Source organism: Paenibacillus sp. EB106-06-01-XG199, from assembly GCF_058791575.1.
In genome coordinates, this window is sequence record NZ_JBYTDQ010000005.1 from 98,314 (window position 1) to 119,383 (window position 21,070).

The following is a 21,070-nucleotide window of genomic DNA, read 5'->3' on the forward strand; positions in this document are numbered from 1 at the left end:
CAGCGTATTAGAGAAATACATGGGAAGATCGTAGTGACTGCAAGGAAAAAGGCAGCAAAGATGCGATAACTAAGCTGCAGGTGAACAGAAAGGTAGGACCTCATGGAAATTATGTCTCCGCAAAATACGCGGGTGAAGGAATGGGCCGGACTGCAGGAGAAGAAACACCGCGATAAGTCCGGCAAATATATTGTGGAAGGTATTCATCTCGTACAAGAGGCGCTGCTGGCCGAAGCCGATGTGGAAATATTGGCGTATGACCTCGATAAGGGCATGCCGTCTGAGCTGAAGGAACTGCTGCAGGCGGTACAGGGTATGGAGGTCATCGGCGTATCAGCACCGGTGATTGCAAAGTGCAGCAGCACCAATACGCCGCAGCCGGTATTTGCGGTGGTGCGCAAGGAACAGCAGGGCGTGGAGACGATCCTTGCGAAGCCGGATAGTCTAGTCGTTGTGCTGGACGGAGTTCAGGACCCCGGCAACGTGGGGACGATCATCCGCAGCGCGGATGCGGCAGGCGCAGACGGCGTGATCCTCGGCCAAGGCTGCGCCGATCTGTACAACCCGAAGACCATCCGTTCCACGATGGGCTCGATGTTCCATCTCCCGGTGGTGGAGGGCGATTTAAGTGTTGTTCTGCCGCAGGCACGGGAACGCGGCGCACTCTTAGTCAGCACCTCGCTAACCGGTGAGGACTCCTGCTACACCCACGATTTTCGTGGCAGCCAGTGGCTGCTGATCGGCAGTGAAGGCAAGGGCATCTCACCGGAAACAGCCGCACTTGTTGATAAGAGCATTATCATCCCGATGGCTGGCCGTGCCGAATCCCTCAATGCGGCGATGGCAGCGACCATTCTGCTGTTTGAGGGGATGCGGCAGCGGGGGTATCCGCGCAAATAAACCCATCTCACTGTGAGTTATAACATAAAGTAAGACTGTTTTTAAGCATGCATGAGACCTTTTCTATAGCTTCAAAATGAGATCAAGAAATAGCAGCAATCCCTTGTGTGACAAGAGATTGCTGCTATTGGTATGTGGGCAGGGCTTATACCACACTGAATTTTTATATCAGGTGGTAAGTCATACCGGACTAATTTGTACTTCTGAAATCAAATTATTAGCGGAAACCTATTTAGTTTTCAAGCCTGAACAACTTAACAAAATATACGTAACACCGTCTCGTTCGCAGGTTGTTTACTCTCGCTTACAACCTCGACCCGCGATATGGTGTCTTGTCCTCCTGGAACAACGATGGGCGTAACAGTAGAACAGCCGTTTTCCCGGAGAGTCTCTATATCAAATTCCAGTAGAAGCTGCCCTTTTTTCACCCGGTCGCTGTTGCTTACATGAGCTGTAAAACCCTTTCCTTTAAGAGAAACGGTATCCATGCCAACATGAATGAGCAATTGAACGCCGGAATCGTGCTCGATGAGAATAGCATGCTTACTCTTTTCCATGATATGGGCGATAATGCCGTCAAAAGGAGCAATGACCTTGCCGGAATCTGGCAGGATGGCGAATCCCTCGCCCATCGCTTTACTTGAGAACGCTTCGTCCTGAACTTCATCCAGAGCTAAGAATTGACCGGAGAGAGGCGATGAGATTTCTATGGAAGGCGATTCCATCTTTTTTTTCTTAAATCCAAACATAGGTTTTCCTCCTGTAACTGTGTGTTAGAATAGGCAATGGAACAACGAATAGGGGGCCTGCCTTGTGAACAAAAGAGACTTTGTTATCCATGATCTGCTCAGTAAAATCTATCAAAAACATTATTCAGACTGGAAGCTTCCTACAGAAAGAGAACTGGCGGCGCAATATAAGGTTTCCAGATTTACAATACAAGAATCTATTAAGAAGCTGAAATATATGGGTATGGTTAAGGTTGTCCAGGGCTCGGGTATTTTTATTAACAAAAATATTCAAGCCAGTCCGCTGATCTACAACTCACTTACGGAGAATCCTTATTCCAATATTCAGTCTAAGGTCATCGAGCTGCAGAAGCTTCCCTCCACCCCTAGTGACCAGCAAATCTTTAATATAACTGCCGAGGATGAAGTGTGGATGTACCAGCGCTTGAGAATCGTTAACTATCAGACAATGCAGATTGAGCAGTCGAGATTACCTGCGACGTTATTCCCTGTATTAACACAGAAGGATGCCGAGAATTCCATTCAGTCATTTGTGAAAAAGCATAAGTTCACTATCTCACATTACCTGAATACTTATGAGGCAATCTCGCTTGATAAAGAACAAGCGATGTTCTTGCAGCAAAAAAAGAAAAGTCCAGCAATGAAAATTTCAAGCCGTGGAATACTGAATAACGGTACCATTTTTGAAATCAGTGAAATTGTGGCTGTCGACTATAAGTGCACGTATTTGACGGCCTTCAACAACGAGCATCACAAAAGAAGAAACCTCTGATACGCAGCTAATCATTGACCTGAAACTCTCCGTGCTGACCGCCTGTGCCGGAGAGTCTTTTGCTGCGCCTTAGTTAAGGTGTCATTAGCGTACCGTCGGGTAATCTGGCCTGTGTCCATTCATGCATACGGTATTCCACCGGGAAGGCACCTGCCTGTTCCTCATTGAACTCCACGCCGATGCCCGGCAGATCAAGCGGATAAATATAGCCATCAATGGCGTCAATAATGGGCGAAAATACGCTGCGGGTGTTTGCCTTAATCGGAATATTCTCCTGAATTGCTGCATTATGCAGATGAATGTTGAGATGTGTATTGACGGCAATTCCAATTGGCGTAATGTCGGACGGTGTATGCCAGGCGATACGAACCCCGAAAGCCTCGCATAATGCTCCAAGCTTCAGCGCAGGTGTAATTCCCCCGATTTGGGACACATGGCAGCGGATGAAATCAATCTGTCTACCCGCAATCAGGTTTCTCCATTCCAGCGGATTGTTGAACAGTTCGCCTGTGGCAATCGCCGTTGACGTTTGTGAGCGGATCTGCCCTAACCATTCATTCTGATCCGGCGGCAAAATATCCTCGATAAAGTAGGGTTTATACGGTTCGACCGCTTTGGCAAACTGTACGGCCTGATTGGGGAATAACCGCTCGTGAACATCATGAAGAATATGGAACCGGTTGTTATACTTTTCCCGCAAAAGAGCAAACATTCTGACCGTAGTCTCCATATACTCGTCCTGATCATAATAGGAGCCCGCTGTGGAAGTGGCCGGAGAGTGCAGCTGTGAAGGGTTCCCTCCGTAGAAGCCAAGCTGGCAACGGATGTGCTTGTATCCTTGATCAAGGAGTCCATCGATCTCGCTGTACAGATCTTCAATATTGTCAGCAACTGCATGAGTATATGCCGGAATGGCATCCCGTGATTTGCCGCCAAACAGCTGATACAATGGCATACCGGCGAGCTTGCCTTTAATATCCCATAGAGCCATATCAACACCGGAAACCGCATTATTCAGAATAGGTCCGTTGCGCCAGTATGAATTGACCATCATCATATGCCATAAGTCTTCAATATGGTTGGCGTCACGGCCAAGTAAAATCGGTCTGAGGTATTCCTCTATGACGAGCTGGACGGCTTTGGGCCGTTGCTGAAAAGTGGCGCAGCCATATCCAATGACTCCATTATCCGTAGTTACCCTGACAACCACCAGATTATGACGGTCAGGTTTTAGTATAAAGCTTTCCACATTAGTGATGATGGAAGGGTTCATGTTTCTCCTCTTTTCTACAATTTCTAAGAGTATTGAACCATAGTTTGAAAGGAAGAATCAATTTGGTTTGGTAAACCGGTTGAATAACGAAAGATATCAGTCCAATTATGATGGAAATTGAATAAAAACCCTTTGTTATAAAGGTTTTTTTGATAAAGGCGAACCATTTTGGACTGCTTTTATTAGAAGTTTCTTTATGATACTATTCAGTGTGTAAACGGAACCAATATCCATTAGGACAGGAGAATTCTTGATGAGCAAAGAGAAAGCGATTAAGGACATGATTGCAGGTATAGGCGGTGAGGAGAATATTGAAAACGCTTGGCATTGTATGACACGACTTAGATTTGAGCTGAAAGATAAAAATAAAGTAGATATTGCGAAAATCAAAGAGTTGGACCCAGTACTTGGTGCACAGTTCAATCAAGACCAGTTTCAAATCATACTAGGTCCTAAAGTCGGAGAATATTACACCGTTCTGGCTAATGAGCTCAAGCTGAAGGATGCGCAGAGTCCTGAAGAGGAGAAGGGAAGCAAGCAAAAAGTAGGTTTCGTTACGCTCTTCATGAACATAGTATCTGGCGTATTCGGGCCCATTGTACCGGCAATTGCTGGTGCGGGATTAATCAAAGGGCTTATTGCCGGTTTGACTGCACTTCATTACATCTCGGATAAAAGTGAAACCTTTCAAATAATAAATATGATGGCCAGCGGTGTGTTCACTTTCCTGCCATTCTTCCTGGCAGCCTCAGCGGCCAAGATTTTTAAGACCAATCAGTATTTGGCCATTGCCATAGCAGCAACTATTATGTTCCCAACGATGGTGGATGCGGCGAAAGCCGGTGAAATATCCTCCTTTCATTTCCTTAATCTGCTCCCGATTCCTGTTTTCAACTATAGCGGAACCGTCATCCCGATTATTTTTGCCGTTTGGGCGATGAGTTATATTTATGGCTGGGTTAACAAGATTGTTCCGGAAGTGCTCAGAACGGTAGTTACACCAACATTGACTCTATTTATCTCTGGATTTATGGCTTTAGCTGTTATTGGTCCAATTGGTGTCTATTTAGGAAACGGACTGGCTTGGCTGGTTCAAGGCTTGTTTGACATCTCCCCTGTTCTGGCTGGTGTGGTTGTTGGTGCGATTCGTCCAATAGCTGTCTTTACGGGCATGCACCATGCTATGACCCCAATTGCGCTGCAGAACTTTGCAACACAAGGCTACGATATGTTAATGCCAATGATGTGTATGGCTAACTTCTCGATTGTAGGCGCAACCTTTGCCGTGTATTTTAAAGTGAAGACCCCGAAAGAAAAAACAATTATCGTCTCCGCTGCCGTCTCCGGCTTGCTGGGAATAACAGAGCCCGCTTTGTTCGGGGTGTTAGCAAAGTACAAAAAAGCCTTCTTGGCTGCCACGATTGCCAGTACGGTTGCTTCCGCTTACATTAGTTTCTTCGGTGTCCGTTTGTACGGATATGTACTGTCCAGTATTTTCAGTATTCCGGCATACATCGGCCCCTACTTTGTCTATGCAATTTCGGGAATGTTCATTGCGGTTGTGGTAGGTTTTACTGTCTGCAATCTACTTTTGAGTAAAAGTGATGTTGAAAATGCCAATAAAGCCTCCCTGCAGTCTGCACAGTAATGCAGCAAATATGTTAGGGTACCGAACTTAAATTTTGCTGTATAACGTTTTCGAAAGATATTGAAAAGCCCGCACTCGGCCTAACTGGCTGACTGTGGGCTTTTGTTTTAGATAAGATCCTGTCCGAACAAGGCAAAGCAAGAAGGGGGGAGAATTTATACCTTGACCGGTTCGTAAGCGGTACTGCTTTTAGCCAATGCGACTAGCATTCGCGCTACTTTACCGATTAATTTCATAATGGATTTCATCTTCTTCAGTTTCTTTTCCTCTACATTGTAACGATGTGCTGCTCGTAATTCCGGATGCTAGTTAAAGTTCTAAACAATAAGTACTTCAACTAGCCAATTACTTTATGGCGTTACAAGCTCATGGTGATGCCCATTCAGCTCGATTCTATAAATTCCAATCGTTTTTTTTCTTTCATCAGAGCTTAGACCGCCAAAGCGTTGATAGCCAAATGTAGTAATACCGTTATCAGTAATTGGCCAGTCATAGACCTTAGCTAATGTGTCAAAACTATAATAAAATCCAGGCATACCTAAATAATCAGTAGACCATTGTCCATTGTTAAATGTTGCAGATTTTAAATTGCTTGTTTCTTGAGGATTGGGAATACCACGCCCATATCTAATCAAATAATAGACATCGTTTAAATATGTTTTTACCGCCTCTATCGGTGCTTTTTCAATCGCTACCCTTGTAATCTCTTCTCCTTCCACACGGTATAAAATAAACTCCTGCGTTTGGTTAAAGGCATAATTCAAATAAAAATTGCCCATATCTGTATTAAACCATATATTCCCCAGTCGAACTAAGTTTTTATCCTCAATCAAATCCTGATAAACAAAAGGCTCGAATTGATTAAAAGTATTGCTAAATAATAATTGACCGTTTTCTTTAATGACTGCCATAAAACGATCACTATAGACAATGGACTTTCCTTGGTACAGTAATTTTAAAACACGGATGAGATTAAGGTTTTCGATTGCTGTGGCGTTAACATCCCTAATTATAATCAAGCTATAGGGTTGAATCTGTGCATTTTTTAAATACAAGACTCTTTTATTAAATGCCTCACCCATATATCTTAAAGGAATATACGTTGTATTGTTATAAATGCTTGCAGCCACGTCCATTACGCTTGATTTACCGTTTATAGAAATATTTTTATTTCCTATTTTCAAGAAAACGGTATTCGTAGCGTACTTCATGGTAATGGACTGTTCTTTTGTATTAAAATCTACCTTTGCACCAAATCCTTCAGAAATAAAACGAAGGGGTACCAGTTTACGTCCATCTTTCACAATCGGCTTAACGGCTGATACTTTCTGCCCATTAATAAATGCCATGGAGCTTTCAGGAGAAAGAATCATACTATTTTTCAAGTCGGATTCTGTTACATCTTCATAATAGTCATGAAGATTTTCCGCGTGTGCCGCAGAACCAAAAGCCAGGAATAATGTAAAAGTAAATAATGTGATGATAATTTTCACTTTCATTACTACACCTCTCAATAATGAATGTTTTATAGATACATATATGTCAGATTTACAAATATTTGTTTTATCCATATTGTACACTTTTCCGTCAGGGGCTGCTACCTCACTGCAGTCTTATCCCTCTAGCAACCTTCGAGCATCATGATCCCCTTCAATTGATTCAAGTAATAGGAGAACATTGTCCTCGATTTGGAAAAATCCAGTAATAATTTGATCAGAGAATAGTGATTTATTAATAGCTTTGTAATGACAAAATTTCTCTTTTTGGATTCTAAAGCCTTGAGTTCAATCTATATAATCAACAGACTTGCTTTAAAATGTTATAGTTATATAAAAAAATATGATTATCAATTTCGCTGAAATATTTAACATACAACGGAGGGGAATATGAAGAGGTTTAGATCATACCATACCCTCGTGAAGGAATTTTGGGCCATCGTTTCTTTTCCGGTCAGACGAAACATGCCGCTGCGGCAAAAGATTCTAATCAGCAACATTCTTATCGTATCGCTGGCCCTGGTAATCTTTATAATCAGCATTCATAGAATTGTCTTTAATCAGACCCTGGAAAGGACTTCAGCAAGCTCGCAGCAAGAAGTGAAACTGATAAAACAATCTATGGAGACCTTGTTTCAATCTGTTCAGAACTTCTCGAAATTCGTCTTGATAAATCAGGATACACAGAAGGTGCTCAGTAGAGATACTATAGCAAGCGATGACGTTTCTGCTCTGAAGTCCATACATAATACGCTGGCTGCGATGCTGGAGACTGAGCCGAATATTGATTCCGTTATTATCGAATCCTTAAGCGGCGAACTCTATTATACCTCCAATTTGACCGGTGTGACTTTGCAGAGTCTCAGCATTTATCCCAAAGAAGCGATTGATGCTGCAAAAGGTGGAGCGGTCTGGGGAGATACACTGCAGCCATCATTTCTGTCCGGTATGAAGAAGAAGAATATGATTAGTGTGTGCAGAGTTATTATGAGCATGGAGAAGGGGACTCCGCTTGGTTATATTTATGTGAATATTGACGAGCGGACACTCGCCCGGATGTACCATAATGAACATTCTAATCAGAATCCTACTCTGGTCATTAACCAGGACGGAATTATTGTATCCGCGAATGAAGCTTCACTGGTCAGCCAAGCGATTGAAGATGACTCTCTTGCCAAATGGACGAAGTCAGCTTCTGAAGGGAGCAAGACCGATCAAGTCGATGGAATGCGTTATTTAGTGTCCTTACAAAGCCTTGATCCCTATGGTTTGAAGGTTGTCCACCTGGTTACCACTTCAGAGTTGACCTATGGGTATTGGAAAATCGCATTATTAATGGTCGGCTTCGGACTGATCAGCATGCTCTCGGCAGCGTTTTTGTCCTTTGTGTTCTCGCGGCTTCTAACTCGGCCCCTCAGCCAGCTCAGTGAGGTGATTGTTGAAGTAGGTGCCGGGAACTTTGATGTACGTGCATCCGCCGAAACGCAAGACGAAATTGGCAGGCTGGGTGCGACATTTAATGAAATGGTGGAGCATATTCAGGGATTGATGCTAAGAATTGAAGATGAAGAGAAGACGAAGCGGCTGCTGGAGCTAAGGCTGCTGTATTCGCAGATCAAACCACATTTTTTGTATAATACGCTGGACACGATACGTGCGATGGCTGTGATGACGAATGCTAAAGAAATAAGCAGCATCCTGAAGGCGCTCGGCGAATTCTACCGGATTTCACTTAGCAATGGGCAGGAGCTAATTGCTGCTGCACAGGAAAAAAAACATCTGGAAAGCTATTTATACATTCAGCAAATCCGCTTTAAAAAGCTGGATTACCGGATTTCGTTTGAACCGGGAATAGAGGCCTGCCAAGTGCCCACAATGCTGCTGCAGCCTCTTGTCGAGAATGCGATCCACCATGGAATCAGAGGGATGCCTGACGGAGGACTGTGTGAAATCATAGGCTATACGGAAAGGACGGACGAGCAGAGCAATCTCTGCTTTATTGTACGTGACAACGGCAAAGGCATGAGTGAAGAGGAAATGCGGCTTATCTGGTCGGACAATGGCGAAGAAGAGGTATACAGCTTCGGACTCAAAAATATTCAGGACCGGATTCAACTGAGGTTCGGTGAATCCTATGGCATTGTCCTGGTATCTGAACCAGGCCATGGATTGGAAGTACAGGTACGCTTGCCGCTGATCTTGAAAACGAGCGGACAGGAGGAGGGGACAGCTAGACTATGAATACAGCGCCGGTAGCCCGCGTCCTGATTGTGGATGACGAATATTATTTCAGGCAGCTTTTGATCCATTTGATTGATTGGACTTCTGCCGGTTTCGAGGTGGTTGCAGAGGCTGAAGAGGGTTCGGCAGCCTTGAAGATTATGGAGGAACAGGCGATTGATCTCATCATTACAGATATTGAAATGCCGAATATGAATGGGCTCGACTTTGTAAAGGCCGTCCGCGCCTTAGACTCAGCTGCAAAGCTGATTTTCATCACAAGCTACGACAACTTTACTTATGCACAGCAGGCCATTTCGCTCGGAGCGGATCATTATTTGTTGAAGCCCATTGATGAGGAAGCGGTTGAACAAGCACTTATAACTATCCGTACGCAATTGACTGAGAAATGGGAAGCAGAGCGTTATATTAATCGTTTGAAAAAAGAAGCGGGTTATGTACAAGAACCGGAAGCAGGGCAGTCCACTGATGAGGGAAGGCGTCAGGGCAGCGGTAAACGGCTGGTCCGCAAAGCGGTTGATCATGTGACTGCACATTATGCCGATGACAGCTTGTCGCTTCAGAGTACAGCGAGTGTCCTCTTCGTGAATCCGAGTTATTTAAGTCACATGTTCAAGAAGGAGACAAGTGAGTCTTTTGTGGAATATGTGACCCATGTCCGCCTTGGCAAAGCTATGGAGCTGTTGCGCCAAGGGGCTGCTGCGGAGGAATCCTTGGCTCCAAAGGTAGCGACGATAGCCCATCAGGTCGGCTATAGAGATCCGTTCTACTTTAGTAAATGCTTCAAGAAGAAGTACGGAATTACCCCAAATAAGGTATACGAGGGATCCAATGTTGAGAGAGATTGAGCAGTTGCTAGTTGAAGTCCGGTTTTCCAGCCGGGCTTTTTTGTTTGTGTAGAGTAAAAGTGATGTTCAGGGGATGTTAACACGGGTGTGGTTTGTAAACTCAGTGTTAAGTAATATGACATACCTAAAAATTTTACTGTCAAAACCAATATATATCCATTCGAACCTGGCTTCACACTTGTTAAGATTGTACCTGTAGCTCGTATCCGTAAATTTTGAAAGGTGGTCCAAATCAGATGTTTGGTAAAAAGTTTGGGGTTATTGCAGCATCCGTCGCGCTTGTTAGTGTAGTGCTTACTTCTTGTGGAGGTGCAGAAGTAAACAATGGAGGGACTCAGAACAAGGAAGCGGCAGCAGCGGATAGTAAGAAATCTATCACGTTATGGATATTCGATGCAGATCCGATGTACCAAGCAACTGCCGAAGCTACCGCAGCGGAGATTGGCGCTGAACTGAATTATGAATACATACAAGATGAGACATACAAAACTAAACTAAGTGTTGCGCTTGCCGCAAATGAACTCCCGGATGTTTTCCAACAGCATGCCGGAAAGTCATACCGCACCCCTGTTCTGCAGTCGAAGACAGTTGCTCCATTGAACGATACGCTGGATTCCACGGGTCTAGGCTCGCAATTTCTGGACAATCAGTTGGTAACAGAGGAAGATGGCAACATCTATTCCGTGCCTTCCAACATCAGTACAACACTGGTTCTTTACTATAACAAAAAGCTGATGGGCGAGCTTGGCGCTTCTGCTCCAACAACGTGGGATGAACTTCAGGCATTGATTAAAACCGCAAACGATGAAGGCGTGATCCCAATCGCACTCGGCGGAAAAGAAAGATGGCAGGCAGATCTGCTCTACAACATGCTTGTAGCGCGTGAGGACGTTAATGCCTTCGATGAGGCAATTAAAGGACAAGCTAAGTTCACAGACGCACCATTTGTTGATGCAGCGAATCAGGTGGTAACATTGGTGAACTCAAATGCCTTCCAAAAGGGTTTCCTCGGCTCCGCCTACCTGGATGCACAAGAACTGTTCAAGAATGATAAAGCCTTGATGTGGATCGACGGCAGCTTTAACTTCACTTCTCTGTCGACTGCAATGGGCGACAATCTGGGATATATCGCATTTCCGAAAACAGGTGCAGAAGAGATCCACAGTGCAACAATCGGTTTCCAGAATGCTGAGGCGCCTTACTCATTGTTTGTCAACAACAGCTCCAAAAATGTGGATGCAGCCAAAGAATTTGCCATTCGCATGTCTTTGAAGCTCAATGACGAATTTGTTAGAAAAGGTCTGCCCGGATATGCCAAAAGCGATGTTAAGTCTGAATCACAGAATGAGCAGCTTTCAGCTTACGCTACAGATATCGGTAAAACCACTAAAACGCAGGCGATGTGGTTCGGTCTGCTTTCAGCAGATGCAGGTCAGGAATATCGTGATCTGACACAGCAGCTATATGGTGGCGTGTTGACAGCTGAGCAGTTCACAACTGAACTGGAAACCTTGCTTCGCAAGGCAGAGTAAGCTATAGCGTTTCACAAAAATATTCTGGGGAAAGCGATGCAGTCAGTTGGACGCATCGCTTTTCTGCAACTTGACAGGTGGGTAAGTGATGGAAAAAGCGCTCTCTAATAAAAAAATATTAGCTTTGTTTTTATTGCCCGGATTAACCGTTTTTCTGATTTTTTATTTTGTGCCTATTTTGATTACAGCCTATTACAGTCTCCAAGATTGGGATGGCATCAATCCCATGACCTTCATTGGACTAGACAACTACACTAAGATGTTTACGGTTGATAAAAGTTTTTGGCAGGCGGTATGGAACAGCTTCGCCTTTTTGCTTGTAGGTGTGTTTATCCAGTTGCCGATTTCGTTTGCCTTGGCGATGCTGGTCTCCCGAAAAATGAAGGGGCGTAAATGGTTCCGCAATATTTACTTTTTCCCTGTAGTGATGTCAACAACAATGGTGAGCCTGCTATGGGTCAAAATTTATGATCCGAACATCGGCATGCTGAACACGTTAATGGATGCCATGGGACTGGGCAGCTGGACACAAGCGTGGCTTGGGGATACTAAGACGGCACTACTGTCCGTACTAATCGTAACCACTTGGCATTACGTTGGTTACAATATGCTAATCCTGTTCGCCGGAATGCAAGGTATCCCGGAACAGTATTATGAAGCAGCGAAGCTGGACGGAGCGACAGGCTGGAAAGCGGTTCGTTATATTACTTTTCCTTTATTATCCGATGTGTTACGGATCTGTATCGTCCTGAACGTTATATATGCACTGAAAACATTCGAAAGTGTGTATGTGATGACTAACGGAGGACCGCTTGATTCAACGACTGTGATTGCGCTGAAAATGTTCCAGGAAGCGTTCCTGAAGCAGAATTTCGGTTACGGCAGCGCGCTTGCTGTATTTATGGTGCTGGAATGTCTCATTATTGCCTGGGTGATTAATAAGCTGTTGACCCAGGAGAAAATTGAATATTAAGGAGGACAGGTCATGCTCAATAAAACGAGAAATACAGCTATTTACATACTGATGATCATCATCGCCGTCCTCCAGTTGTTCCCGCTCTACTGGCTTGTGGTAAGTGCGTTTAAGGATAACTCGGAGATTATTGGCGGAGCGGTCTGGGCGTTGCCCACCAAATGGCGTTTAGACAATTTCACAGATGCTTGGGTAAGCGCTAAAGTCAGCCAATACTTTTTCAACAGTGTGACTGTCACGCTGGTTACACTCTTTTTTGTGCTTCTGTTTGCTTCTATGATGGCGTATGCTTTGACACGCATGAAATTCAAATATAACGGTGTGATTTTGTTCGTTCTATTGATGGGCGTCATGGTTCCAATTCACGCTACGCTAATCCCGCTCTTTATGATACTCAAGAATCTTGGCATTCTCAGTTCGAGATTATCTATTATTTTGCCGTATATTGCTGTGAATTTGCCTATTGCCGTATACATGCTGTCGGCTTTTCTGCGGACCATGCCGAAGGAACTGGAGGAAGCTGCGTTTATGGACGGCTGTGGAGTCGTTAAGTCCTTCTTCAAAGTTGTGCTGCCCCTGCTGAAGCCACCACTCGCTTCGGTAGCGATCTTCGTGTTTTTAGCCGTATGGAATGAGCTCCTCATGGCTGCGACCTTTATTCAAAAGCAAGAGCTGCGGACTTTGCCGCTGGGCCTGATGAATTTCAGCGGTCAATACAGCATTAGCTGGGGACCGCTCGCAGCAGCCATGGTCATATCGACTCTTCCCATTCTGCTGGCTTACGTGCTGTTCAGTGATCAGATGGAGAAGAGTTTTACCGCAGGTGCAATTCTGAAGTAAAGAGACGAGAGAAGGATGGAATTATGATCGAACGGGCGGACACCAGTAATATATTGAATATCGTAATTATTGCCACCTCGGATCTTCACGGAAATCTGTGGGGCTATCGTTACGAAGAGGGTGTGGATACAACGAATGACGGGATGGCCAGAGTTGCCTCCTATGTCCGGGAGATCAGACAGAGTGGAGCCGAGGTCATTCTGATTGACAATGGTGATGTGTTCCAGGGGAATATGCTGACTGATGATGTCTTCAATAAGCGGCTGGATAGTGTACATCCGGTCTCTGTGGCGCTGAATGCAATGGGATATGCGGCCATGACCTTGGGCAATCATGAATTTAACTTTGGTCTTGCCCTGATTGAGAAATTCAGGCGGGAGCTTGAATTTCCAGTGCTTGCTGCGAATGCCTGTTATCAAAGTGGGGAACTGTTTGCAGAACCTTATACGCTTGTTGAGGTACAAGGTATTAAGATTGCTGTTATCGGTCTGACTAACCCTAATGTCCCGCGCTGGGACGGCGGGAAGGTGGAGGCTCTGCGCTTTGGCCCCATGGCTGAAACGGCACAGAGAATTGCAGCCTCACTGAGTGCTGAAGGTAAGGCTGACATCATTATGATTAGCGCCCATGCGGGAATGGTGGCGGAATTCGACGAAGAAGGCGGTTCGGATGCCGCTGAACACATTGCCGAGCTGGTTCCTGAGGCTGATGTGCTTCTGGTCGGTCATATGCACATTACGGTTATAGAACGTATCGGTGATACCGTCATTGGAGGGCCACGCGACCGGGGGCGGGAAGTGGTACGCTTCGACCTTGCGGTCGAGCTTGGCGGTGAAGGCCCCCGGGTTGTGAACCGGGAAGTCACGATTGTTGATATGGCCGGCTGGGAGCCGGACCCGGAGTTGCGGAGTCTGGTCTCAGAAGCGCATGAAGAGACGCTTCGCTTCATCGAGCAGGGAGGTGGAGTCTCCTCAACAGATATGGACGGTGGCATTCTGGGCTATGCGACAGCCGACTTCCAGCCACAGGATGAAATCAGTGGCCTGCCAGCGGGAAGATTGCGGGATACAGCAGTCATTACATTGATTCAGAAGGCGATGCTTGAGGCCAGTGGAGCGGATGTTGCCGCCACGAGCCTTTTTTCGGACAAGGCCGATTTGAAGCAGGGCCCATTGACTTACGCTGATGTGTACCGCATTTATCCATTCGATAATTTGCTGTACGTTGTCAATGTAACCGGCAAAGAGCTTAAGGCTTACATGGAAGCCTCGGCAACGCATTTCAAACAGTGGCAACAAGGTGACTCTGCGATTAGTATTAACCCCGAGGTGCCGAGTTATCTCTATGATATGTTCGCTGGTATCGATTATCAGATCGACCTGTCGCAACCCTCCGGTAGCCGGATCATAAATGTGATCTACAAAGGCAAACCGCTTGCCGATACCGAACAGCTGCAGCTTGCTGTCAACAATTATCGCTACAGCAGCTTATTGAAGGCGTCCAAATTGGTTAGCGCGACAAAACATTGGGAATCGGCATGCAGCATCCGTGATATGCTTGTAAGCTACATCAGGGATCGTAAGACGTTATCGCCGGAAGTTGATGACAACTGGTCCATTGTTGGGATCGGCAGGCAGATTGTTTCAGAAATTAGTGATAAGAATAAATAATCAAGAAAAAACACCTTAAAAAGACAACAGAGCAGCGTTTCTCCCGTTATTGGAGAGTCGCTGCTCTGTGTTTTTGATCAGCGGCTGCTTGCTTGAGTGAATTTGGCGCAAGAGAAAGCCACCCGACCTCAAGCGTCACTTTCTCATATATTCAAATTTTAACTTTGACATTCTGGGAAATCGCATATAAGATAGCTAATATGAATAGAAATGATAATCATTATCAATATAACGATAACGATTATCATAGAGAACTTATATCTGAATATCAGGGGGATTTACAAAATGCACAAAAGGTTGTTGAGTTTAGTTCTGGTTATTGCTGTCATACTGGTTGTGGCAGGTTGTGGATCCAACAATACGAAAAGCCCGGCAGCTAACGAAAGCGCAACTGGCAATGCAACTGCAACGAATGCTGGCAGTGAAGCGGCGAGTGGCCCGATTGTACTGAAAGATGCTAAAGGTGAGGTTAAGCTGGACAAGCCTGCGCAGAAGGTCGTAGTGCTGGAGTGGACATTTACCGAAGATATTATTGCCCTCGGCATGCAGCCGGTAGGGAATGCCGATAACGAAAATTATAAGATTTGGGTAACTGGCGAAGCGCCCCTGGATGCAGGCGTGACTGATGTCGGTACACGCGGTGAGCCGAATCTGGAGACGATTGCGGCGCTGAAGCCGGATTTGATTATCGCGAATACAGACAGCCATGAAGCCATCTATGAGCAATTGAAGGGCATTGCGCCAACGCTGATCTTCGGCCTGTATCCGCCTGAAGGCCAAGGTGATCAATACACGATGATGGAAGATACTTTCAAAACGATTGCAGCCGCTGTCGGCAAGACCGCGGAAGGTGATAAGGTCCTGGCAGATTTGGATGCGCATTATGCGGATGCTAAGACGAAGCTGGCCGCTGCAGGCAAGGAAGGCTTGAACTATGTACTGACGCAAGCCTACAGCTATCAGAATGCAGCGACGATGCGTCTCTTTACGGATAACTCTCTGGCGGTGCAGACGCTGGACCGGATCGGCTTGAAGAACGACTGGAAACCCGAAGCTTTTGAGGCTTACGGATTCAGCACATCGACAGTTGAAGCATTGCCTGCGGTTCAGGATACCAATCTGATCTATATCGTCCAGAAGGATGATGATATTTTCTCGAACGAACTGAAGGATAATTCCGTCTGGAAAGGCCTTACCTTCGTGAAGGAGAAACGCACCTTTGGATTAGGCAGCGCAACTTGGGTGTTCGGCGGTCCGGTCTCCTCCAAGGTTATCGTGGATGAAGTTGTAAATAGTTTAACGAAATGAGTACTTTGATGAACGAGAATAGTAGCAAGGAATCCTCAATCGGAATAACCTGGCGGCTAATTGGAATATTTGGGGGCGGTCTTGCCGTCCTCTTCGTTCTATTCCTCCTGAGCCTCGGCTTCGGAGAGGCCAAAATTCCGGCAGCCACCCTATTGGATGGATTGCTGAACCGCCAGGACGTGATGGAGCATAATCTGCTCTGGGATATCCGGATGCCGCGAACGGTTATCGGGATTCTGGCCGGGGCTGCTTTAGCTGCGGCGGGTGCATTACTGCAAACCATAACGAAGAACCCGCTCGCATCCTCGGATACGCTGGGGATTAATGCCGGGGCTTACTTTATGGTTGTCCTGGGTATGGTTGCTTTCCCGGCTATGCAGCAGCAGTTCCCGTTTTTGCTGGCAGCGGGAGGGGGACTTCTGGCGGCAATGGCCGCCTATTTCCTGGGTGGAGGCAAGGCAGCCACGCCTGTCCGGCTGGCATTATCGGGTATGATCGTATCCATGGTATTAGGTGCGTTCACATCTGCCTTACATATCTTCAAACAGACGGAAACACAAAATTTGTTCTTATGGGGCGCAGGTTCCCTGATTCAACTGGACTGGGATGGTGTCCGGTACGCTTGGCCTTTCGTCCTTGCGCTGATTGGGGCAGCAGTCTTCGCCGGCCGGCAATTCGATGCGCTTGAGCTTGATGAGTCAACCGCCCGCTCGCTGGGACAGCGTGTGGGGTTAACCCGGGCAGTGGGCCTGGGCATATCCGTGCTCATGGCTGCGATCGTGGTCAGCGTGGTCGGACCGATAGGTTTCGTCGGTCTGGTCGCTCCACATCTGGTCCGGCTTAGCGGTATCCGCAAGCATCGCCTGCTTATTCCCGCGAGCGCCTTATGGGGAGCATTGCTCATTACCGCAGCGGATACGCTTGCGCGTGTGGTGCGGAGCAATGTAGGTGAGATACCAGTCGGTGCGGTTATGGCGATTATTGGAGCGCCATGGCTCATTTGGCTGGTGCTTACCAAGATGAAGAATATATCCGGTTCAGGCTCCGGACAGTCATCCATGAGTGTTGGGGGAGCCGCGCTGCGTATGCGTTTTGTTCCTACGGCGATATTCATGACCGCACTGCTCCTCGTTGTCATCCTTGTGAGCTTATCGCTTGGGGGAACGAGAATTCCGCTGGCTGATTTGCTGGGCAGTCTTATCCCCGGGGGAGATCAATCGTTTTCTGTGCTGCTGAATCTGCGGCTTCCGCGTACTCTGGTTGCAGCTTGCGGCGGTATCGCGCTGGCCATCAGCGGTGTCTTAATTCAAAGCGCTGTCCGCAATCCGCTGGCTGACGCTTCGATTATTGGCGTGACCTCAGGCGCCGGGCTTGGTGCGATGATCGTACTGTTCGCATGGCCTGCATTGACGGTAGTTGTCTTACCTTTAGCCGCAATTGCGGGTGGGGTTGTCGCAGCAGCCTTTGTATTCTTTCTGGCCTGGCGCAAAGCCTTGAATCCATCCGTGCTCATCCTGCTCGGAATCGCTGTATCGGCGGTCGGCTCTGCGGGCATACAGGTTATGATCGTTAAGGCAAGCCTGTGGAGCAGCAGTTCCTTTATTTGGCTGACGGGTTCGACCTATGGCCGGGGCTGGAATCAGCTTTACAGCCTGTTTATCTTTCTGATTGTCCTTGTGCCGATTGCATATTATCTGGGCCGGAAATTTGATTTGCTGGCGTTTGGCGACGAGAGTTCAACAGGTTTTGGCTTGCCGGTTCGGGGAACGCGGTTGTGGGCTATGATTATCGGCGTTTTGCTTGCAGCGGGAGCCGTTGCCAGCGTAGGGACAATCGGATTTCTCGGGCTTATGGCACCGCATGCAGTACGGATGATGATCGGGCATCACACGAGACGCTCCATTATTTTGTCGGGACTGCTGGGGGGATTAATGCTGGTCATTGCCGATACGATCGGAAGAACCATAATGGCCCCGATAGAAATACCATCAGGCCTGATTATTATGCTCATTGGAGCTCCATATTTCCTGTTTCTGATGTACCGTTCACTTGTCAGCAAGAAGTAAAAGGGATGAAGAGAACTGGAATGACTTAAAACCGGTACCTTTTTAGGTATCGGTTTTTTTGTTTGTACGCTCAGTTGATTGTATAAATCACCCAGTCTTGCTGGTCGTTCTAACCGAGAGCGTACATCATTTTGACGCTCATCACGGTCTGATTCAACGTCGCAAGAAAGGCAACCAAATTCATAATGAATAAGAGGGGCCCCTTTTATCTGGCCAGACAAATACCGTTGCTCCGCTCAGAATAACAGATCAATAGAATATAGGTGCTCTTGACTTCGGTAGTACATTCAAATATAATCTAACCAGTTAGTTATAAAAAGAGGTGGAAACCATGACGCCAGCAGAGAGCGGGAGCAAGAGCGACGGCAAGCGAAGTTCACGGACTTATGATGCAGCCCGAACTAAGGGGATGATTCTTGACGCAGCGGAGGAGACGTTTGCAGAGCTTGGTTATTCAGCAGCACGAATCGACGGGATTGCGAAGGCCTCGGGGTATAACAAAAGCCTGATCTATCAGTATTTCGGCGATAAGCTGGGACTTTATACCGAAGTAGTCAAACGTGCCGACCAGATTAGTGAACAGGTAACCGGGGCGGCAATCGCCGAACTGTTGAAGAACCCAGGTCTCATGAGTGACCCTGTTGTATTCAAGAGTTTTCTGGAGAAGATTACCCGGCATATGTATGAGTTTCTCCTGGAGTACCCGCGATATTTGAAAATTCTGTTCTGGGAGGCCGCAGAGGATTGGAAGACCTGGAATCAAATCACCTACCGTCCGGATGATATGACTCAGCTGCATGAGCTGGCCATAGCCGCGAAGCAGAATGGAATCCTCCGGCAGGATTTCGATCCGGCGATGTTTCCGATTCTGATTCTAAATGTGACGACAGCGACGCTTCAGTCCTTTTCACGCTATAAGGAAGTGATGAGCAAGCTGGACTCCCCTGAGATGAAGGAGCACACCATGGATCAGATTGCGAAGTTTGTCATGTATGGTGTCATGGAGCCATCTTTACTGTAGAAGATGGCTTTTATTTTCATCAAATATAACTAACTAGTTAGTTTATAGAGGAGGCGATAATGTGAATGCTATTATTCAGACTGAAGGCTTAACGAAACATTACGGAAGCCATCATGCTGTTGACGGAATATCACTGCATGTTGAGCAAGGGGAAATCTACGGATTTCTGGGATTGAATGGGGCGGGCAAAACGACGACGATACGAATGCTGCTGGGGATGATCCGGCCGGATTCCGGAGCTTCCTATTTGTTCGGACAACGTGTGGATGCCGGCAGTCACAAGCTGTGGGCGAACGTCGGATACATGGTGGAGACCCCTTATTCTTATCCTGAGCTAACGGTCCGGGAGAATCTGGAGATCATCCGCCGTCTGCGGGGCATACCGGAACATGATGCGATAGATTCTGTAATGGACAAGCTGCAGCTAACCGCCTACCGGGACCGCAAGGCCGGTAAATTGTCACTCGGCAACGGACAGCGGCTGGGCCTCGCCAAAGCAATGCTGCATAATCCAAAAGTGCTGATTCTGGATGAGCCGACGAACGGATTGGACCCCGCTGGAATTGTTGAGGTTCGGCAGCTGCTTAACGAGCTTGCCCTGACTCACGGGGTGACAATATTTATCTCCAGCCATATCCTGGGCGAGGTCGCCAGACTGGCGACACGGATCGGTATTGTTCATCATGGCAAGCTGCTTCAGGAAACGGAGGTCAGGGAGCTGCAGCATATTCTCCGGAAACATCTGCTTGTGCAGACCCGTAATCCTGAAGCTGCCCGGATAAAGCTGGTTCAGCACGGCTATAAGGTGGAATTGTCCGAGGAAGGGCTGCGGCTCTCCGACGATCATGCGATAGCTAGTCCGGAGCAGATCGCGAAGCTGCTGGTCCATGCAAATATGCCGCCCATTCAGTTGAGTGTAGAAGAAGAAGATCTTGAAGCTTATTTTCTTAGAAAAATTGAAACCGGAGGGGGAGCAACAGAATGAATCAATGGTTATCAGCCATAGGGGGAGAAATCTTGAAGCTTCGCCGGTCCAGGCTGCTATGGATATCACTTGGTGCCAGCATCCTGCTTCCGGTTATGCTGGGGCTCGTTTTTTCCGGATCGCTGGGTTCCCAGAACAACATAGAGAGTATATTGGATGTGCAGGGGTTTATGGATGAGCTTGGTTATGTGGTTTCGATTGGAGGATTAATCGGCTTCGGTTTTATATACAGTTGGATATTCGGCCGGGAATACTCCGACCGTACGGTTAAGGATTTACTGGCATTGCCGCTTTCCCGTTACAGTGTGGCAGCCGCTAAATTAATGGTTGCCACAGTTTGGTGTGAGGTCCTGGCACTCCTCATGTTCGCGGTTGGAGGCCTTACCGCCTGGTTTGTACAGTTGGATGGCTGGAGCCTTGAGATCATCGCGCAAAGCTTCAGGGAATATGTATTGCTCTGTTTCATGGTTATCTGCCTATGCATCCCGGTAGCCTGGATGGCCAGCGTTGGACGCGGGTATATGTCTGCGTTTGGGTTCATTATGCTTACCATCGTGATTTCCCAGCTTGGCGGAGGCCTTGGAATTACAGAATATATTCCATGGGCCATCCCCGGGCTCCTCAGCGGCGCTTCGGGGGAGGGGAATGTCCATTTGCAGACTCTGAGTCTCAGCCTTCCGTATCTGACCGGTGGTATTGGCTTGATCGGCACACTCTCCTGGTGGCGTTATGCTGACCAGGCGTAATA

General features: G+C 46.9%; 17 protein-coding genes. 14 read left to right on the forward strand and 3 right to left on the reverse strand.

The features are described from left to right. The first annotated feature begins 102 nt into the window (after positions 1–102). Entirely contained in the window at positions 103–900 is a 798-nt protein-coding gene (locus AC3WT9_RS18970) for a TrmH family RNA methyltransferase (protein ID WP_341379766.1), read from the forward strand. Between the two features lie 254 nt (positions 901–1,154). Here AC3WT9_RS18970 and AC3WT9_RS18975 read toward each other — a convergent pair whose 3' ends face one another. Continuing rightward, entirely contained in the window at positions 1,155–1,649 is a 495-nt protein-coding gene (locus AC3WT9_RS18975) for a PTS sugar transporter subunit IIA (protein ID WP_341379765.1), read from the reverse strand. A gap of 64 nt (positions 1,650–1,713) precedes the next feature. Between AC3WT9_RS18975 and AC3WT9_RS18980 the strand changes: the two genes are divergently transcribed. After that, positions 1,714–2,421, forward strand: coding sequence for a GntR family transcriptional regulator (locus tag AC3WT9_RS18980; RefSeq protein ID WP_076112612.1), 708 nt, complete (start codon positions 1,714–1,716; stop codon positions 2,419–2,421). A 73-nt stretch (positions 2,422–2,494) separates the two neighbouring features. Here AC3WT9_RS18980 and AC3WT9_RS18985 read toward each other — a convergent pair whose 3' ends face one another. Further along, entirely contained in the window at positions 2,495–3,694 is a 1,200-nt protein-coding gene (locus AC3WT9_RS18985) for an enolase C-terminal domain-like protein (protein WP_341096238.1), read from the reverse strand. Positions 3,695–3,947: 253 nt separating this feature from the next. Here AC3WT9_RS18985 and AC3WT9_RS18990 point away from each other — a divergent pair, with 253 nt between their 5' ends. After that, positions 3,948–5,342, forward strand: coding sequence for a PTS transporter subunit EIIC (locus tag AC3WT9_RS18990; RefSeq protein ID WP_341379764.1), 1,395 nt, complete (start codon positions 3,948–3,950; stop codon positions 5,340–5,342). 350 nt (positions 5,343–5,692) lie between these two features. On the opposite strand, the gene AC3WT9_RS18995 is transcribed toward AC3WT9_RS18990, so the two are convergent. Beyond that, positions 5,693–6,841, reverse strand: coding sequence for a copper amine oxidase N-terminal domain-containing protein (locus tag AC3WT9_RS18995; protein WP_492407786.1), 1,149 nt, complete (start codon positions 6,839–6,841; stop codon positions 5,693–5,695). Positions 6,842–7,228: 387 nt separating this feature from the next. On the opposite strand from AC3WT9_RS18995, the gene AC3WT9_RS19000 reads away from it, so the two are divergent. From AC3WT9_RS19000 to AC3WT9_RS19050, 11 genes are all read left to right on the forward strand, one after another. After that, positions 7,229–9,079, forward strand: a complete 1,851-nt coding sequence (locus tag AC3WT9_RS19000; RefSeq protein ID WP_341096235.1) for a cache domain-containing sensor histidine kinase — start codon at positions 7,229–7,231, stop codon at positions 9,077–9,079. Further along, entirely contained in the window at positions 9,076–9,927 is an 852-nt protein-coding gene (locus AC3WT9_RS19005) for a response regulator transcription factor (protein ID WP_341096232.1), read from the forward strand. The genes AC3WT9_RS19000 and AC3WT9_RS19005 overlap by 4 nt, the downstream gene beginning before the upstream one ends. 236 nt (positions 9,928–10,163) lie before the next feature. Continuing rightward, the gene (locus AC3WT9_RS19010; RefSeq protein ID WP_341096231.1) at positions 10,164–11,459 is read left to right on the forward strand and encodes an ABC transporter substrate-binding protein; all 1,296 of its coding nucleotides are present in this window, start codon (positions 10,164–10,166) and stop codon (positions 11,457–11,459) included. 88 nt (positions 11,460–11,547) lie between these two features. After that, positions 11,548–12,432 (forward strand): carbohydrate ABC transporter permease, encoded by an 885-nt coding sequence (locus tag AC3WT9_RS19015; protein WP_341096229.1) that lies wholly within the window; start codon positions 11,548–11,550, stop codon positions 12,430–12,432. Positions 12,433–12,444: 12 nt separating this feature from the next. Continuing rightward, on the forward strand, positions 12,445–13,272 hold the full coding sequence (locus AC3WT9_RS19020) for a carbohydrate ABC transporter permease (RefSeq protein ID WP_492407788.1): 828 nt from the start codon (positions 12,445–12,447) through the stop codon (positions 13,270–13,272). A gap of 23 nt (positions 13,273–13,295) precedes the next feature. Continuing rightward, complete coding sequence (locus AC3WT9_RS19025; RefSeq protein WP_492407789.1) at positions 13,296–14,942, forward strand: bifunctional metallophosphatase/5'-nucleotidase; 1,647 nt, start codon at positions 13,296–13,298, stop codon at positions 14,940–14,942. 285 nt (positions 14,943–15,227) lie between these two features. Then, positions 15,228–16,250, forward strand: coding sequence for an ABC transporter substrate-binding protein (locus AC3WT9_RS19030; protein ID WP_341096223.1), 1,023 nt, complete (start codon positions 15,228–15,230; stop codon positions 16,248–16,250). Between the two features lie 8 nt (positions 16,251–16,258). Continuing rightward, positions 16,259–18,316 carry an iron ABC transporter permease gene (locus AC3WT9_RS19035; protein ID WP_341096222.1) on the forward strand — a complete coding sequence of 686 codons (2,058 nt, stop codon included), beginning with the start codon at positions 16,259–16,261 and terminating at the stop codon, positions 18,314–18,316. Between the two features lie 331 nt (positions 18,317–18,647). Continuing rightward, a complete protein-coding gene (locus AC3WT9_RS19040) occupies positions 18,648–19,337 on the forward strand; it encodes a TetR/AcrR family transcriptional regulator (RefSeq protein ID WP_341096221.1) in 690 nt (229 codons plus the stop codon). A gap of 61 nt (positions 19,338–19,398) precedes the next feature. Further along, positions 19,399–20,322 (forward strand): ABC transporter ATP-binding protein, encoded by a 924-nt coding sequence (locus AC3WT9_RS19045; protein ID WP_341096219.1) that lies wholly within the window; start codon positions 19,399–19,401, stop codon positions 20,320–20,322. After that, positions 20,319–21,068 carry an ABC transporter permease gene (locus AC3WT9_RS19050; protein WP_341096217.1) on the forward strand — a complete coding sequence of 250 codons (750 nt, stop codon included), beginning with the start codon at positions 20,319–20,321 and terminating at the stop codon, positions 21,066–21,068. The genes AC3WT9_RS19045 and AC3WT9_RS19050 overlap by 4 nt, the downstream gene beginning before the upstream one ends. Positions 21,069–21,070 lie beyond the last annotated feature (2 nt).